Source organism: Bradyrhizobium sp. WSM4874, assembly GCF_055811835.1.
Genome location: NZ_JBVVPR010000015.1, coordinates 22949 through 38946, shown reverse-complemented (window position 1 = coordinate 38946; position 15998 = coordinate 22949). Strand labels below are relative to the sequence as shown.

At 63.0% G+C, this 15998-nt stretch carries 20 protein-coding genes and 1 pseudogene; 10 read left to right on the top strand and 11 right to left on the bottom strand.

What is annotated here, in order from left to right; genetic code table 11:
- Positions 1–24 precede the first annotated feature (24 nt).
- The 4 genes from AC0L3P_RS17440 (at position 25) to AC0L3P_RS17425 (ending at position 2534) form a co-directional block, all read left to right on the top strand.
- Positions 25–777 carry an SDR family NAD(P)-dependent oxidoreductase gene (locus AC0L3P_RS17440; protein WP_473303264.1) on the top strand — a complete coding sequence of 251 codons (753 nt, stop codon included), beginning with the start codon at positions 25–27 and terminating at the stop codon, positions 775–777.
- Between the two features lie 32 nt (positions 778–809).
- Complete coding sequence (locus AC0L3P_RS17435; protein WP_473303260.1) at positions 810–1409, top strand: NADPH-dependent F420 reductase; 600 nt, start codon at positions 810–812, stop codon at positions 1407–1409.
- Between the two features lie 70 nt (positions 1410–1479).
- Positions 1480–1890, top strand: coding sequence for a nuclear transport factor 2 family protein (locus AC0L3P_RS17430; protein ID WP_354204064.1), 411 nt, complete (start codon positions 1480–1482; stop codon positions 1888–1890).
- Between the two features lie 11 nt (positions 1891–1901).
- The gene (locus AC0L3P_RS17425; protein ID WP_473303258.1) at positions 1902–2534 is read left to right on the top strand and encodes a class I SAM-dependent methyltransferase; all 633 of its coding nucleotides are present in this window, start codon (positions 1902–1904) and stop codon (positions 2532–2534) included.
- Between the two features lie 83 nt (positions 2535–2617).
- On the opposite strand, the gene AC0L3P_RS17420 is transcribed toward AC0L3P_RS17425, so the two are convergent.
- The 4 genes from AC0L3P_RS17420 to AC0L3P_RS17405 all read right to left on the bottom strand — a co-directional run bounded on the left by AC0L3P_RS17420 (position 2618) and on the right by AC0L3P_RS17405 (position 4604).
- On the bottom strand, positions 2618–3001 hold the full coding sequence (locus AC0L3P_RS17420; RefSeq protein WP_473303256.1) for a hypothetical protein: 384 nt from the start codon (positions 2999–3001) through the stop codon (positions 2618–2620).
- Complete coding sequence (locus AC0L3P_RS17415; protein WP_473303252.1) at positions 3001–3153, bottom strand: integrase; 153 nt, start codon at positions 3151–3153, stop codon at positions 3001–3003. Before AC0L3P_RS17415 ends, AC0L3P_RS17420 begins: the two co-directional genes overlap by 1 nt.
- A 163-nt stretch (positions 3154–3316) precedes the next feature.
- On the bottom strand, positions 3317–3919 hold the full coding sequence (gstA, locus tag AC0L3P_RS17410; RefSeq protein WP_473303249.1) for a glutathione transferase GstA: 603 nt from the start codon (positions 3917–3919) through the stop codon (positions 3317–3319).
- A gap of 34 nt (positions 3920–3953) precedes the next feature.
- Complete coding sequence (locus AC0L3P_RS17405) at positions 3954–4604, bottom strand: NADPH-dependent F420 reductase (RefSeq protein WP_473303247.1); 651 nt, start codon at positions 4602–4604, stop codon at positions 3954–3956.
- Positions 4605–4704: 100 nt separating this feature from the next.
- Here AC0L3P_RS17405 and AC0L3P_RS17400 point away from each other — a divergent pair, with 100 nt between their 5' ends.
- Positions 4705–5598, top strand: a complete 894-nt coding sequence (locus AC0L3P_RS17400) for a LysR family transcriptional regulator (protein WP_473303245.1) — start codon at positions 4705–4707, stop codon at positions 5596–5598.
- A gap of 125 nt (positions 5599–5723) precedes the next feature.
- Here AC0L3P_RS17400 and AC0L3P_RS17395 read toward each other — a convergent pair.
- The 3 genes and pseudogenes from AC0L3P_RS17395 to guaA form a co-directional block, all read right to left on the bottom strand.
- Positions 5724–6076 (bottom strand): annotated as a pseudogene (locus tag AC0L3P_RS17395) (GMP synthase (glutamine-hydrolyzing)); the annotation flags it as partial.
- Positions 6077–6111: 35 nt separating this feature from the next.
- A complete protein-coding gene (locus AC0L3P_RS17390; RefSeq protein WP_473303242.1) occupies positions 6112–7614 on the bottom strand; it encodes a hypothetical protein in 1503 nt (500 codons plus the stop codon).
- A gap of 38 nt (positions 7615–7652) precedes the next feature.
- A complete protein-coding gene (guaA, locus tag AC0L3P_RS17385; RefSeq protein ID WP_473303238.1) occupies positions 7653–9251 on the bottom strand; it encodes a glutamine-hydrolyzing GMP synthase in 1599 nt (532 codons plus the stop codon).
- Between the two features lie 149 nt (positions 9252–9400).
- Here guaA and AC0L3P_RS17380 point away from each other — a divergent pair, with 149 nt between their 5' ends.
- The 3 genes from AC0L3P_RS17380 (at position 9401) to AC0L3P_RS17370 (ending at position 10883) form a co-directional block, all read left to right on the top strand.
- Entirely contained in the window at positions 9401–9769 is a 369-nt protein-coding gene (locus tag AC0L3P_RS17380) for a nuclear transport factor 2 family protein (RefSeq protein ID WP_473303235.1), read from the top strand.
- 313 nt (positions 9770–10082) lie between these two features.
- Positions 10083–10415: a DHCW motif cupin fold protein gene (locus tag AC0L3P_RS17375; protein ID WP_219683300.1), complete on the top strand. Its 333-nt coding sequence runs from the start codon at positions 10083–10085 to the stop codon at positions 10413–10415.
- Positions 10416–10673: 258 nt separating this feature from the next.
- Positions 10674–10883, top strand: a complete 210-nt coding sequence (locus AC0L3P_RS17370) for a cold-shock protein (protein ID WP_007592195.1) — start codon at positions 10674–10676, stop codon at positions 10881–10883.
- A gap of 123 nt (positions 10884–11006) precedes the next feature.
- Here the strand turns inward: AC0L3P_RS17370 and AC0L3P_RS17365 are convergent, their stop codons facing one another.
- Positions 11007–12305 (bottom strand): RsmB/NOP family class I SAM-dependent RNA methyltransferase, encoded by a 1299-nt coding sequence (locus AC0L3P_RS17365; RefSeq protein ID WP_473303233.1) that lies wholly within the window; start codon positions 12303–12305, stop codon positions 11007–11009.
- Between the two features lie 34 nt (positions 12306–12339).
- The gene (locus AC0L3P_RS17360; protein WP_275167293.1) at positions 12340–12762 is read right to left on the bottom strand and encodes an MAPEG family protein; all 423 of its coding nucleotides are present in this window, start codon (positions 12760–12762) and stop codon (positions 12340–12342) included.
- 168 nt (positions 12763–12930) lie between these two features.
- Between AC0L3P_RS17360 and AC0L3P_RS17355 the strand changes: the two genes are divergently transcribed.
- Together AC0L3P_RS17355 and AC0L3P_RS17350 are read left to right on the top strand one after the other, a co-directional pair.
- A complete protein-coding gene (locus AC0L3P_RS17355) occupies positions 12931–13578 on the top strand; it encodes an acriflavin resistance protein (RefSeq protein WP_473303231.1) in 648 nt (215 codons plus the stop codon).
- A 68-nt stretch (positions 13579–13646) separates the two neighbouring features.
- Positions 13647–14489: a metallophosphoesterase family protein gene (locus AC0L3P_RS17350; RefSeq protein WP_473303229.1), complete on the top strand. Its 843-nt coding sequence runs from the start codon at positions 13647–13649 to the stop codon at positions 14487–14489.
- A gap of 16 nt (positions 14490–14505) precedes the next feature.
- Here AC0L3P_RS17350 and AC0L3P_RS17345 read toward each other — a convergent pair whose 3' ends face one another.
- Both AC0L3P_RS17345 and AC0L3P_RS17340 read right to left on the bottom strand, forming a co-directional pair.
- A complete protein-coding gene (locus AC0L3P_RS17345) occupies positions 14506–14796 on the bottom strand; it encodes a hypothetical protein (RefSeq protein WP_354055370.1) in 291 nt (96 codons plus the stop codon).
- A 150-nt stretch (positions 14797–14946) separates the two neighbouring features.
- Positions 14947–15969, bottom strand: a complete 1023-nt coding sequence (locus AC0L3P_RS17340) for an NADP-dependent oxidoreductase (RefSeq protein WP_473303226.1) — start codon at positions 15967–15969, stop codon at positions 14947–14949.
- Positions 15970–15998 lie beyond the last annotated feature (29 nt).

The window sequence follows — 15998 nt, the reverse complement described above, 5'->3', positions numbered from 1 at the left end:
ACACACAACGAAAGATAAAACGTCATGAAAAAACTAGAAGGCAAGATCGCAGTCATCACCGGCGGAAGCAGCGGGATTGGATTAGCCACAGCGAAGCGCTTCGTGGACGAAGGTGCGCACGTGGTGATCACCGGGCGACGCGAGAAGGAGCTGAAGGAGGCCGCGGCCTTCATCGAGAGAAACGTGACGACGGTCGTGAGCGACGTGTCGCGCCAGGAAGACCTGGACCGGCTCTATGCCATCGTGAAAGAGAAACATGGTCACATCGACATTCTCTTCGCGAACGCGGGCGCGGGGACGATCGCGCCGCTCGCGCTAGCGACCGAGGCCCATTTCGACCAGACCTTCGACGTGAACGTGAAGGGGCTGTTCTTTACGGTGCAGAAAGCCCTGCCCCTCTTCAAGGACGGCGGTTCGATCATCCTGAATTCTTCGGTGTCGAACGTGTTGGGGTTGCCGGGGTTCAGCGTCTACGCCGCGAGCAAGGCGGCCGTGCGTAACTTCTCGCGCGCTTGGACGCTGGAGCTGAAAGACCGCAAAATCCGCGTCAATACGATGAGCCCCGGGCCAACCGAGACCCCTGCCCTGGAGACCACGACCGGCTTGACCCCCGAGCAAGCCGAGCACGCGGCCGCTCAGTTTGCTTCACAGATCCCCATGGGTCGCAGGGGCAAGCCGGAGGAAATCGCGGCGGCCGTCACGTTCCTCGCCTCCGATGAAAGTTCTTACATCACCGGCGTGGATCTCGCCGTCGATGGCGGCATGGCGCAGGTCTGACCGCGGCATCAACACAAAATCAGAGAAACATCATGAGCTACGCAATTATCGGCTTCGGCCATATCGGCCAGGCGCTGGCCAGGGCGTTTGCCCGCAATGGCATCGAAGTCTCCGTCGCAACCACGCGCGATCCGGAAAGCTTCGCAGCCGATGCGGCCGCGATCGGACCCACGATCATTCCCAAAACACTGTCGAACGCGGTCAAGGCGGACATCATCTTTTTGGCGGTCCGTTTCGAGTCGCACCAGGATGTCGCGAAGGCGCTGCCGACGTGGCAGGGCAAGACGATTGTCGATGTGACCAACGCCTACGGCGTGCCGCCTGAGAAACTGGGGGGACAGCCTTCGTCCAGGGCCGTCGCGCAAGCCTTCAATGGCGGTCGACTGGTCAAGGGCTTCAACCATCTGGGTGCTGCCGTGCTTGGCCAGGATCCGGCCGTCCATGGTGGCAGGAGAGTCGTGTTCCTGGCGAGCGACGATGATGCTGCCGCCACGGAGATTGGCGCGCTTGCGGAAAAGCTCGGCTTCGCGCCGATCAAGCTCGGCGGGCTTTCGGAAGGTGGACTGCTCGTGCAGGCGCGCGGAAACAGCTGGGGTCAGCTGATCTTCAAGGATTTGGTCAAGTTCGGCTGACGAACACGGGGACACGAAGCATGCGATCGGATCGCGCGCGATCCGATCGCAGCGAAATGGAGAAACTCGGATGAGCACCGAGAAAAACATCCAGACCGTAAAGGACTTCTTCGCCGCGATCGGCCGCGGCGACAGGGAGGCTCTGCTGGCGCTGGTCACTGAGGACATCGAGTGGATCATCCCGGGCGAAGACTGGCCGCTGGCCGGAACGCACCGCGGGCACGACGGGGTGACGGATCTGCTCGAGACGGCATCCAAGTCGATCGAAACGTCGACGGAACCCCGGGAGTTCGTCGCGCAAGGAGACCGGGTGCTGGTCGCCGGCTTCGCGAAGGGAAGGATCAAAGCCACGAACAAGATTTTCGAGGACGACTGGATCTTCGCCATCACGGTCCGGGACGGCAAACTGACGAACATCCGGGAGTACATCGACACCCAGGCGCTGGCGCGGGCCGCGCGCGCGTCGAATGCCCGACCGTAAAGGAGATCCCTATGTACGACCAATCCAAGCTATCGGAGTTGATCCGGTTCGCACGAATAGATGCGGGCGCCACCGTCATCGACGTTTATCCAGGCGACGGCGACTGGACCCGTCTCTTCTCCGAGATCGTGGGACCCGGAGGACGGGTTGACAGCTTCGTGCCGGCCGAGATCGCCCACTTCAAGAACGATCCCGTCGGCCGCATGCGGATGCTTGCGAAGGAGCCGGGCCGAGACAACGTCGAAGCCGTCTCGGCGGACCTCGTGGCGATGCCGCAGGCCACGCGACCAGCGGATGTCCTGTGGCTGCACCTGTTCTACCACGATCTCCACACCGCGCTGATCCAGGCCAGGGACGCGACGGCGGCGCGCTTCAATCGCGCCGTCTACGAGCGGCTGAAGCCCGGCGGGTGCTACGTCATCGTCGACCACTCCGCCGCGCTCGGCGCGGGCACCAGCAACGCCCAATCGCTGCACCGGATCGAGCCTGCATCCGTTCGCAAGGAGGTGGAGGCGGCCGGCTTCGTGCTGGACGCGGAAAGCACCCTGCTCGCGAACAATAACGATCCGCACACGATCAAGGTGTTCGATCCCGCGATCAAGGGCAAGACCGATCGCTTCGCCTATCGGTTCGTGAAGCCGTGAGAGAGATCGTAGGGCGGATTAGCGAAGCGTAATCCGCCATCTTGAGCGCGACTCGGCGAGAGAGGGCGGATTGCGCAGCCGGATCACTTTTTAGTCGTGCTCTCAGATGGCTGCGCTGCCGACCCGCCGATTTTCGTCGAGACCACGTAGACGTCGACGGCGCTCATCGAGCATTCCTCGCTTGATGCCTGGTTTTTCGTGATGACCTCGATCGTCTTGCCATCCTTGGTGTGAAACGTGATGTCGTAAACCTGCTGGTGGAGGTCCTTGCCGATCTTTTCGGACGCGAGACGAACGGCCTTGGTCTGCGCCTCGATCACTGATGGGATATCAATCAGGCCGGCGTTCTTGAGGTGCACGAGGGCCATGTTCCTGGGCCAACTCGCGCAGTCCGGAGACTTCGCCAGAGCCACTGCAGCCGGCATGGCAAATATTGCGGCCATCACCACTTTCAACGCGGCGCGCATCAATGCACCACCTTGATGGTGTGGTTGCCACCTTCCCAGATCTGCTTGCGCCTATTGATGGGCAGGACGGCAATGGACATGCCGTCGCGGTCGCCGCGCTTACAAAGCTTCTTGCCAGGCTTGAGCTTCTGAACTCCCGTATCGGTCAACAAGGTATTCTCCGTTCGGTTCGCAGCCAGATAGCATCATCGACCATGATGGTACAGAACCGACCGAAACGGAGCCCCTAAAAACGTGCCCTCGCGGAAAGAACTGTTTGACGTGGGGCAAGATAAAGATTGGTTATCAGACACCTATGCATCTCGATGCCGCTGCCTACGTCTCGGCGTCGAGTGCTAGCTGAACCGCAGGCCTAGCCATGACCAGCTCGGCGTGCGCGACGATGTTGGGAAACGGCGAGAGATCGAAGCCAGTGAACGCTCCCCAGCGCCCGATCACGAAAAGATAGGCGTCGGGGAGAGTGAAGGCCGAACCGGTCAGGAACGCCCGTCCATCGGCGAGCTCCTGCTCGATCGGCGCGAACCTGCGATTCAGGTAGGCTATGGTCGAGGCACGGGCTTCAGTAGTGAGCGCTGGATCGAACAGCCGCCCGAACGGCTTGTGCAACTCGGTGCCGATATAGGTCAAATAGCTATTGACCCGTGCCCGCTCGATCGTGCCGGAGAGCGGCGCGATAGTGCCAGGCGCGTATCTGTCGACGAGATACTGCGTAATCGCAGGACCTTCGGTTAGAACCTCCCCGTCATCGAGCTCCAGCGCGGGCACGTAGCCCTTCGGATTGATCGTCAGATAGTCGTTTCCCGACTCGGTTCGCTTGGTCGCCGGATCGACGCGGTCGAGCGTAAAGGGCAGATCGAGTTCGCGCAGCACGATGTGCGGCGACAAAGAGCATGAGGAGGGAGAGTAGAACAGCTTCATTGGATGTACCTTCTAAAGAGAGAGTAGATCAGCTTCATGAGGTGTAGCCTGGCCTCCCTGCGAGGTCGGCGAACACCAGCGCTTGGCGCCATCCGGCAGGGCTCGTCCTCATGGCCTGGCGGAACGCGTCGGCCATCGTCTCTGCCAGCCACGCCGCGTCCAACCTTCCGAGATCCACCGCGGCCAGCCCGGCATCCGCCGCCAACGCGGCAGCCACCATCTTCGCTTCCGCGTCGTCACTGGCGAGGAACACCTGTGCCCCTGACGCCGTCAGCCGCTCGGGGTCCTCCCTCAGCAACCGCATCACCACAGTATTGAACGCCTTCATCACGCGCGCCCGCGGTGCGGCCGTCTGCAGCTGCTCGGCGAAGCTTGGTCCCTCGGGACGCGGTGAGGCGTAATCGCCGCCCGGACCGGGCTCGCGGTTGTTCGGGTCGAGTACGATCTTCCCGGCGAGCATGTCCGGGCTGGCGGGCATGACGCCGCGCGGCGTCCACAATACAACCTCACCGAACGCCGCAGCCTGTTCCTGTGTGGTCGCGCGCGCACCGGCAAGACCCGACACCGCCTCCGCCGCCCGAGCCGGATCGCGCGAGCCGAAGGCCACTTCGTGACCCGCCCGCGCCCAGATGGTCCCCAAGGTCTGCCCCACCGGCCCAACACCCACGATTCCAATGCGCATCATCGTTTTCCTGCTTCTGACACTCCCAACGTAAGGGCGCGGGGCCGCGCAGGGCAGGACAAATGGTGTTGCGGCAGAACCAACCAAATGTATTGAATGAAGCATGGACACTCTGCGCGCCGCCGTCGTCGTTCTCCGTGTTGCCGAGGCCGGCTCCTTCGCCGGGGCCGCGCGCGAGCTCGGCGTGACCCCGGCCGCAATTGCCCGCCTCGTCGGCCGCTTCGAGGCCACGCACGGTGCGCGCCTGTTCCGCCGCTCGACCCGCGCACTCTCCCTCACACCCGACGGTGAGCGCTTCCTCGCCGAGGTCCGAGGCCCGGCCCTCGCACTCGCGGCTGCCGCCAGCCGTCTCGGCGCGCCGGTAGGGGTCGCGGGTACGGTGCGCGTGACCGCAGCCGCCTCCCTCGCTCCGACCCTGTTGCACGCCTTGGCCTCGCTTCTGGAGCGGTACCCGGCCCTGCGCGTGGAGTTGGCCCTCGATGACCACTTCGCCGACCTCGGCGGCGGCCGCTGGGATCTCGCGGTGCGGATCGCGCCCCGGATCGCCGACGCCAGTCTCCTCGCCCGGCGCCTTGCGCCGTTGCCGCTCGTCACCCTTGCCGCGCCCGCCTATCTCGCCAGGCACGGGACGCCTCTAACGCCTGATGATCTCCCAAAGCACCGGCTGATCGGCCTGCGTTTTCCGGCGACGGGACGGGTGATGCCCTGGCTGTTCCGCGCACCGGGCGGCACGCGCCGCCTCCAGCCCGACTTCGCACTGACGGTGGACGGTTCGGATGCCCTGCGCTCAGCGACCATGCTTGGGGCCGGGATCGGGCAGGCTGGCTCGGAGGGAACGGCGGCTCTCCTCGGCTCGCGCGGTCTCGTGACGGTACTCGACGCCTACGCACCGCCTCCCTGGGCCGTGTGGATGTTGCGCGCGCCGGGGCCCGCAGGATCGGCGCTTGCCGCAGTCATGGACGCGTTCGTCACGGCGTTTCGGCGGAAGAAGAAATGACGACAGAGGCGATGGGCGATGCCGGATGGGCGGAGGCTCACCGGCGTTCCACCGCTTTCGTCATTTCACGGGCGGGCGGCCATCGTACCGTGGCGTATTCCCGGATACCTTCGGATGGGCAAAAATCATTCCCACTCGATCGTTCCAGGCGGCTTGCTCGTCACGTCGTACACATCCGGTTCACGCGCTTCACCTCGTCGATGATGCGCGTGGCGGTCTCGCCGAGAAACTTCATGTCGAACTGGTAGAAGTCCGCGGTCATGCTGTCGGTTGAGGTGACGGCGCGCAGGCCGAAGTCGTAGGTGCGGCCGTCGCCCATGACGCCGACGGTCTTCACCGGGAGCAGCACGGCGAAGGCCTGCCAAGATGTCGTCGTAGAGGCCGTGCTTGCGAATCTGGTCGACGTAGACGGCGTTGGCCTCCGCAGGATGTCCAGCTTGTCACGCAGGCACCTAGCCCTGGTGGGGCTTGGGTCGGGCATTGCAAGTTTTATGCACCGTCACCGTAATTCAGTTATGGGAAACGGCGAAGTTCCGTAACAAGCGCAAAATTCCGCTTTGGCTCGGGTGTCTCGCCGCTCGGCGCAGAGGGAGCGGGTTCAGCCGTAGTATGTCGACGAATAGCCGTGGCCATTTCTGATCGGACCGCGTGGGACATGGCGTACTCCAGAAAATCTAGACTTCCCTGGTAAAACTCAACAGCCAGCTTTCTACGAGGAGTATTGACGGCCCTGCTCAGGTCAAACCGCCCTTCGTGGGCTACTTCATTTCGAATAGTATAGTGGCTGGCGACCGCATCCCAAAGGCTAATTGTGCGCTCGGCATTCTGCCATCTTGTATCTACGGCGCCTTCGATAACTAGCCTACTTTGTGGAACTTGACCCAACACGATGCATGGCAAATTTCTCCGCATAAGCAATTCATAAACTCGCCCCTCCTTCCTTTTCGTCGAAACCGCCTTTCCATCGTCGAAAAGAATATCTTGGCCACGCGGGTCCTTTAAGCCGTCCGAGGACACTTGAACCTCTCGATCCGCTAGAACCTCAAGCACACCCCACATCCGAAAGAACCGGAGCCCTCGATCCCGTTCGCCCGAAGCGCCGACCATCAAGTCGATGATGAGTCGCAAGAAGCTATCAGCCCGAATTATCGGGAAGAGTGTTTTTATGATCGAATGCAACGACATCGGTGCAATCAAATTAGAAAAGTTGGCAGATCGAACATTTCGAATCTGATAGCCACCCGCGTGCTTCAAAATCAGCTGCATAAAGTTCCGGGCGCGATCTCCCTGCTCGCTGCCAATAATCAGCGCGATATCGGAGGAGAGACTGTGAGCGAAATCAGAAGCATCTTGCTCATCAACTGCACGAATGTGATGGACGTCTACTGCAAACCCGGGCGCAGAGTTTAGCAGCGGCCCCCAAGCTTCGCGAGGCGGCAGGTCAATGCTGTGCCTTTGTTTCAGATAGGGGACGATCGAATGTACTAGTCCTTCATCATGAACGCCGCCCTCGATTGGAGCTAGAGACGCGCCGCGCAACCCCAGCGCGTGTCCGATCTCGACCCCTTCAAAGAAGGTGACTACCTCAAAACTCTGTCCCAACTCTCCTTGTTGAACTCGGAGTGTTTCCAGTATCTGCAAGTTTACTTGAGACTGCCGGGCCGCAATGTCTTCCGCGACCGTAGCATTAAGCAACGTAATTTGATCGCCAAGCTCAAAGTACGTCCGGAATATCTCATTGTTGGCATCGGGGGGTATGGAAAACGAATACTCAGTAAGCTTGCAAATCGACAGGGAGTAAGTCCCTCTCACGCGCCCTTCAATATCAAATGTCTGCAGTAGTTCGCCCTCGTCAGGAACAACGATTCCTGTTGCCCAAACGCCCTCCGACACAACCTCCTCGTGGTGCAACAAATGGAGCCCGAGAATCTGTCCGGGCACCTCGCACCCGGCGATAGTAACGGTAGCGCGGATACAACCTTCGCTAATTTTTTCCAGATCAACTGTGGAAATCATTATGCCCTAGACTTAATTTGCTGGAACCGACGATGAATCTATTCCCACTCAATCGTCCCAGGCGGCTTGCTCGTCACGTCGTACACCACCCGGTTCACGCCCTTCACCTCGTTGATGATGCGCGTGGCGGTCTCGCCGAGAAATTTCATGTCGAACTGGTAGAAGTCCGCGGTCATGCCGTCGGTTGACGTCACCGCGCGCAGGCCCACGACGAAGTCGTAGGTGCGGCCGTCGCCCATGACGCCGACGGTCTTCACGGGGAGCAGCACGGCGAACGCCTGCCAGATGTCGTCGTAGAGCCCGTGCTTCCGGATCTGGTCGATGTAGACCGCATCGGCCTTGCGCAGGATGTCGAGCTTGTCGCGCGTGATGTCGCCGGGGCAGCGGATGGCTAGGCCGGGGCCCGGGAACGGGTGGCGGCCGACGAAGATTTCGGGCAGGCCGAGCTCGCGCCCGAGCTTGCGCACTTCATCCTTGAACAGCTCGCGTAGTGGCTCGACGAGCTTCATGTTCATGCGCTCGGGGAGACCGCCGACATTGTGGTGCGACTTGATCGTCACCGAGGGACCGCCGGTGAAGGAGACGCTCTCGATCACATCGGGATAGAGCGTGCCTTGAGCCAGGAAGTCGGCCCCGCCGATCTTCTTGGCCTCCGCCTCGAACACCTCGATGAAGAGCCGGCCGATGGTCTTGCGCTTCACTTCCGGGTCGGTGACGCCTTCGAGCTCGCCGAGAAACTGCTTCGAGGCATCCACGTGCACGAGCGGGATGTTGTAGTGGTGGCGGAACAGATCGACCACGGTCTTGGCTTCGTCGAGACGGAGCATGCCGTGATCGACGAACACGCAGGTGAGCTGCTCGCCGATCGCTTCGTGGATCAGCACGGCCGCGACCGCGGAATCGACTCCGCCGGACAGGCCGCAGAGCACCCTGCCCTTGCCCACCTGGGCGCGGATCTTCGCGATCTCCTCCTCGCGGAACGCGCGCATGGTCCAGTCGCCGGAAAGGCCTGCGATTTTGCGAACGAAATTGCGGATCAGTTTTGCGCCGTCGGGCGTGTGCACCACTTCCGGGTGGAACATCAGGCCGTAATATTTGCGCGTCTCGTCCTGGATGATCGCGAACGGCGCGTTCGGCGAGGTGCCGGCCACCGAGAAGCCCGGCGGCATCTTGGTGATGCGGTCGCCATGGCTCATCCAGACCTGGTTCTTGCCGCCTGGCGACCAGACGTCCTCGAACAGCTTGCTCGGCGCCTTCACCTCGACATCGGCGCGGCCGAATTCGCGGTGATGGCCGCCCTCGACCGTGCCCCCGAGTTGCTCCGCCATCGCCATCTGGCCGTAGCAGATGCCCATCACGGGCACGCCGGAATCGAAGATCGCTTGCGGGGCGCGGGGCGAGCCCGCCTCATGCACCGATTCAGGGCCGCCGGAGAGAATCACCGCCTTCGGCTTCATCTCGTTGAAGGCTTGTTCGGCCTTGTTGAACGGGACGATCTCGCAATAGACGCCGTCCTCGCGCACGCGACGGGCAATGAGCTGCGTCACCTGGCTGCCGAAGTCGACGATGAGAATCTTGTCATGCGCCGAGGCCACGGAGGGCGTCGACGCGGAGCGGTCGGTCTGTGCTGCTGTCATGGCAAGCAGATACGCGACGGGGGCTTTTCCCGCAACCGCGCGGGCCGCGCGCCCACATTCTTCTTTGGGCATGGACAAATCGATATAGGTAAGTATTATTGACCTAATATGGCCCATCACTCACCAAAGGGCCGATCAGGGAGAACGTCATGCCAAACCATCAGCCGTCATCGCTTGCAGAGCTCGGCCGAACTTGGGTCGAGGCCTGGAACGCGCGCGACCTCGAACGTGTGCTCACGCTCTATGACGAGAACACCGTGATGACCTCGGACCGCATCCCCATGTTGGGTTTCGATGAAAGCGGCACCGTGCGCGGCAAGGACACCTTGCGCGCCTATTGGGGCAAGGCGCTCGCCCTGGTGCCGAACCTGCATTTCTCGCTCATCGAATTGTTCGTCAGCCCTGACAGCGTGGTGGTGTTCTACGAGAACGAGCGCGGCAAGCGGATCTGCGAATATCTGCGGGTGAATGCGGCCGGAAAGATCGTGCAGGGATCGGCGAATCATTTGCCGCATTGACGCTCGCTGGGTTGGACGACGCGCCCTCACCCACCGCGGTCATTCCCCGCGAAGGCGGGGAATCCAGTACGCCGCGGCTTTTCCGTATCACGGCACGGCCTCTGGAATACTGGATCGCCCGGTCGAGCCGGGCGATGACACCGAGAGTGAGGCGCGAGCGTGCCTCAAGCTCGTCATTGCGAGCGCAGCTAAGCAATCCAGGCTGCCGCTGCAGATGCATCACTGGATTGCTTCGCTGCGCTCGCAATGACGGAGACTGCTGGACGAGCGTGCGCTAACAACAGCGCTGCCGGCTCTGACACAGGATCCCCCCATGAAGCTCCCCACCTCCCCCTTCACCGTCACGGATTGGAGCAAGGTCGAGCCGACCATCCATCCCGGCGAGACCGGGCAGGCGCAGTGGCGCACGCTCAACATCGGCGATCTCCGGGTTCGGATGGTCGAGTATACGCCGGGCTATCTCGCCGACCATTGGTGCGACCGCGGCCACGTGCTCTACGTGTTGCAAGGCGAGCTCGACAGCGAGCTGCGCGACGGGCGCAAGTTCAAGCTCACGGCGGGGATGAGCTACCAGGTCTCGGATTTCGGCGACGCCGCGCACCGGTCCTCGACGGCGACCGGGGCGACGCTGTTTATCGTCGATTGAGCGCCCTGGACGGGTTAATTTGCACCGCAAAATAGCAAAATACGGGGACATCCCGAGCGGCGGGTGGTGCCTTGAAGTGGCCCCAAAATCTCGCTATATTGTGATCATCGATACTTGGCCGAACGACTGGGCCGCTTCGCTTCGTTGCTGACGGGCGCGCACGCTTCAGATGATTTCTCCAACATCGACTGATCAGGACTATGGGCGCAATAATGCGTACCGGTCCGCGTGTTAACTTCTTAAGCAAAGGAAATTCCCATGGCTATGGGCACCGTGAAGTGGTTCAACAATCAAAAGGGTTTTGGTTTCATTCAGCCGGATGACGGCGACAAGGACGTGTTCGTGCACATCAGCGCCGTCGAGCGCGCTGGCCTCTCGACCCTCAACGAAGGTCAGAAGGTCTCGTTCGACATCGTCGCCGATCGTCGCAGCGGCAAGTCCTCGGCTGACAATCTCCGCGTCGGCTAACGCCAGCGCACCGTTCTGACCACGGACGTACCGGCAGAACGTCAACTTAGAAACCCCGCGACCGGGTTCCGGTTCGCGGGGTTTTTGTTTGGGGTCACCGCACCCCCAAGAGCGACTACGACGCTACGATTTCTTCAGCACCGAGACGAAGAACCCGTCCGTCCCCGTCCGCCGCGGCGTCATCAGCCAGCCTTCCCGCGATTGCAGCGCGGCTTGCGCAAACTCCTCCGCCTTGTCCCAGAGCACGCTCGCGGTCTGCTCGGGCGGCACCACCGCGAACTCGGGATGGCGGGCGGTGAACGCCCTCACCTGCTCGCCGTTCTCCTCTGAAAGCACCGAGCAGGTGATGTAGGCGATGCGGCCGCCGGCCTTGACCAGCGGAACCGCGCGGTCGAGCACCTCGGTCTGGTCCCGCAAGCGAATCTCCAGCGCGCCCGGGCGCATGCGCCATTTGGCATCGGGGTTGCGGCGCCAGGTTCCGGTTCCCGTGCAGGGCGCGTCGATCACGACGAGGTCGGCGGTGGCGCTGATCTCGGCCAGCGGATCGGCGTCGCCCTTGGGCGTGCGCACATCGGCGTTGTGGACGCCGGCGCGCGACAGGCGTTCGTGGATGGGCGCGAGTTGCCGCTTGTCGCTGTCGGTCGCGATCAGCCGGCCTTTGCCCTGCATCATCGCGGCGAGCGCCAGCGTCTTGCCGCCGGCCCCCGCACAGAGATCGATCACCTGCTCGCCGGGTTTTGCCGCGGTCAAGGCAGCCGCAAGCTGCGACCCCTCATCCTGGACTTCAATGGCGCCCTTGATGAAATCCTCCTCGGCCTGGATGCCGGGGTTGCGCGCATCGGCCGAAAGCTCGATGCGCAGGCCGGTTGCGGACCACTGCGTTGGTTTCGCATGAAGATGAGCAAGCGCGCCCAGCACCTTGTCGCGATTGGATTTTAGCGTGTTGACGCGCAGGTCGAGCGGCGCCCGGCTCGCCATCGCGGCCGCCTCCGCGACGCGCTCGTCGCCGAACGCCTTTGCCAAATACGGATCCAGCCATTCCGGATAGTCGCCGGCGATCGCGGCCGGGGCCCCTTCAAGCGACCGCGAGGCGAGCGCGGTCTGCTCGGCCTCGGTCAACGGCGCGGGGGCAAAGCGGTTGCCGTCGAACAGCGCGGCCATCGTGGGCGCATCCATGTTGCGCTCGAGGCGAAGCATGCCGATCAGCCGCGACCGCGCGGTGTCCGAATCCATCAAGTAAGCGCTCGAGGCATAGCGGCGCAGCACGTCCCAGACGAGGCCGGCAATGGCGGCGCGGTCGCCGGAGCCGGCGAAGCGGTGCGCGGTGCCCCACTCCTTCAGCGCCTTGGCCGCGGGCACGCGGTCTTTCTCGATGGTGTCGATCAGTTCGATGGCTGCGGACAGCCGGGCAGCGGGAGTCATTTGAATCTTTCAGATCAAATCCGACGGCTAACCGTCAGATCAACAAGAGCATCTTCAGTGCGAAGTAGATCCACATCGCGAGCAGGACGAGCACGCCGGCGAGCCAGATCGTGGAGCGGCGGCCGAGATTGTTGGAGGAGACGAAAATTCCGGCATGGACGAAGCGCGTCACCACGAACACCCAGGACATCAGCACGATGAACAGATCGGCATGGCGCAACGGGAGCGCCAGCGCGATCAGGGCGTAGAACAGCACCGGCAGTTCGAACTGGTTGCGGTAGCAATTGGCGAATTGTGTGGCCCCCTTCGGCCAGTTGGGCTCGCCCAGCGCAATGTCACGGCTCTTGGTCTCGCCGGACACGAGCGCGCGCCGGCGTCCCATCGCCATGGCGATCAGGAGCGCGAAGGTGAGACCGACCTGCACGAAAACCGGCAGCAAAACCATTTGAACGGACATCGGAATTTCCCGGGATTTCCCAACCGGCGGAAGCCGCAGCTAGCGTCCATTAGCGGTCACCGCTGGTCCTGACAATCAACGAGTTGAACCGGCGTTCCCGATGAGGCGACCAACTGTCGACAGTTAAAGCGATTTTGCCCCTTGGGGCGCGCAAGGCGAGAGACCGCCATGAACACCCTCTTCAGCCAGATCGGCAGCCTGACCGGTGCTTTGACCGAGTCCGCCGACGGCCAGTTCGGCATCCTGATGTCGGCACTGGCCGGCATCGCGACGGCGCTTGCGGTGGCGCTGGCGATGACGGTCTACTTCCGAATGAGCTATCGGACTTGGCGCGATGTCCTCAGGCATGGCCTCGCTGCGCTCGCCGCCCTCGCTCTGTTCGCGTTTGCCGCCTACGACGTGCGCCATGCCGCGCTGGCCTATCTCGGCCTCAATCCCTCGAAACCCGCGGTCGAGTTCGAGATCCGCATGCCCAGGGAGACGTTGGCGGCGATGTCCGACACCCAGATCGAACTGCATACCGACCGCAACCAGACGCTGGCGCTGGTCGACGGCGTGCGGGAGCTCGGTGATGGCCGCTCCGTGCTGCGTGGCGTGGTGGCGCTCAACCATCGCACCGCAGACCGCGTGCTGGTGGTGAACCTACCCGGCAAGGGCACCTTCGAATTCCGACTGCGCCTGCCGGCCGAGCCGCATCGCTCCGAGCAGTTCGGCCCTCAGTTCGGTCCCTGGCACCTCGCCGACCGCATCGCCTCGCCGCTGGCAAGCCCGGTCGCGCCGCAGGACGCCTACACGATCCGCTACCGCGTGCTTTAAACTTTGTTCTCCCTGACCGCGGACGCGCCGTCATCGTCCCGACGTCGGGCGTGGCCTATGATCGATCCATGTCCGAATTTCGCCTGACGCAGATCTCCGATACCCATCTTGGCCGGCGCTTCCCTGGCCTGATCGCCAACTTCCAGGCGCTCAGCGAGCATATCGACACCGATAGGCCCGATCTCGTCGTCAACACTGGCGACGTCTCGTTCGACGGGCCGACCAGCCGCGACGACGTCGAATTCGCCAAGGCCCTGCATGATGCCCTGCCCGTTGCCTGCCGCTACATCCCCGGCAATCACGACATCGGCGACAATCCGACCGCGATCGGCCCTGCGCCGAAGCCGCCGGTCGCGGAAGCGCATTGCCAGCAATTCCGCAAGATCATCGGCGAGGACCATTGGTCGTTCGAAGCCGCGGGCTGGTGCTTCATCGGCCTCAACTCGCTGGTGATGAACTCAGGGCTCGCCTTCGAGGCCGAGCAGTGCGATTGGCTCGCCTCGGAAGTGTCGCGCACGAACGGCAAGCCGGTCGCGCTGTTCGTGCACAAACCGGTGTTTCTCAACGGGCCCGACGACCCCGAGACGCCCGAGACGTCGATCCGCTACGTGCCGCAGCCGGCCCGCGCGCGGCTGATTGAGATGTTTGCACATGTCGACCTGCGCCTCATCGCCAGCGGTCACGTGCACCAGCGGCGCGACTTCACCTGGCGCCACACCCGCCACGTCTGGGCGCCGTCGGCGGGCTTCAAGATCAACGATGCGCGCCAGGAGCGGATCGCGATCAAGGAGGTCGGGCTTGTGGAGTACCGCTTCCAGCCCGACGGCTTCGAGGTTCGCCACGTCAGGGCCGCGGGCCAGGTCGATATCGATATCGAGGAGCTGCTCGCCCAGATGGGCGGCGAGCATTAACGCTGCCCATCGCGGCTCAAGCGACGCTCTTGAGATCCTGCTGGATCGCGGCAAGCAAGGACTGCAGAGCGTCGCTGTTCACCGGCTTGGCCCCGGTATTGGCGGGCTGAACATTGGCAGGCCGCGCGGCTTTGACCGGGCGCTTGGGGAATGGCGGCGTGGGTGTGGGCATCGCGGATTGCGCGAACACGTCCTCGGTGTGAACGAACTTGCCATGAATGACGTCGTCGCGACGGCCCATGACAAACATCGTCGCCCAATAACCGGCAGCCAGCAGGATTACGCAGAAAACAACAAGCTCTAACATCATCGCACCTGAAATATGCGCAATGATTCAATGCCTTCGCCTGCCCGTCAATGAACCGACGGTCACACCTGCGGCTTTTACGGGCAGGTGTGGCCGATCGGTCACTCTTTGTTAACGATACCCGGCCCCGAGGGGGCCGAGAGCAGCGGATCAAGCCTTATCCGGCCCGACCCGCACCAGCTGCTTGCCGAAATTGGCCCCCTTCAGAAGCCCCATGAAGGCCTCGGGCGCGCTCTCCAGGCCCTCGGTGACGAACTCCTTGTACTTGACCTTGCCCTCGCGGACCCAGCCGGACATGTCGCGCAGGAAGTCGCCATGGCGTGAGGCGAAGTCGGAGACGATGAAGCCGCGGAAGGTCAGCCGCTTGGTCAGGGTCGCGCGCATCATGCTGGCGGCCCATTTCGGCGGCTTCGCTTCAGTGTCGTTGTAATGCGCGATGAGGCCGCAGACCGGCACGCGCGCAAACGCATTGAGCAGCGGGAACACCGCCTCGAACACGGCGCCGCCGACATTCTCGAAATAGACGTCGATGCCCTTCGGGCAGGCGTCCTTCAGCTTCGCCGCCAGATCGGGATCGCGGTGATCGAGGCAGGTATCGAAGCCGAGCTCCTTCACGACGTACTCGCATTTGTCCTTGCCGCCGGCGATTCCAACCGCGCGTGCGCCCTTGATCTTCGCGATCTGTCCCACGGCCGAACCGACCGCACCGGAGGCGCCGGCGACGACGACGGTCTCGCCCGCTTGCGGCTTGCCGATATCGAGCAGGCCCGTGTAGGCGGTCATGCCGGGCATGCCGAGCACGCCGACGGCCGTCGAGATCGGCGCGAGCTTCGGGTCGATCTTGTTCAGCCCCTTGCCGTCGGAGATCGCGTGCGTCTGCCAGCCCGCGCGAGAGAGCACGATGTCGCCCTTGGCGAAGTTCGGATTGTTGGAGGCTGCGACCTCGCAGACGGTACCGGCTTCCATCACGCCGCCGACGGGTACCGGCGTCGCGTAGGACGGACCGTCGCTCATGCGCCCGCGCATATAGGGATCGAGCGAGAGCCAGATGGTGCGCAGCAGGACTTCACCTGCCGCAGGCGTCGGCACGGCGAATTCCTCGATGCGGAAATCGGACGGCTTTGGCTCGCCGACGGGACGCGCGGCGAGAACGATGCGTTTGCCTTGGGACATGATGGCTTCCTCCTGAGTTTTCTTCGTCG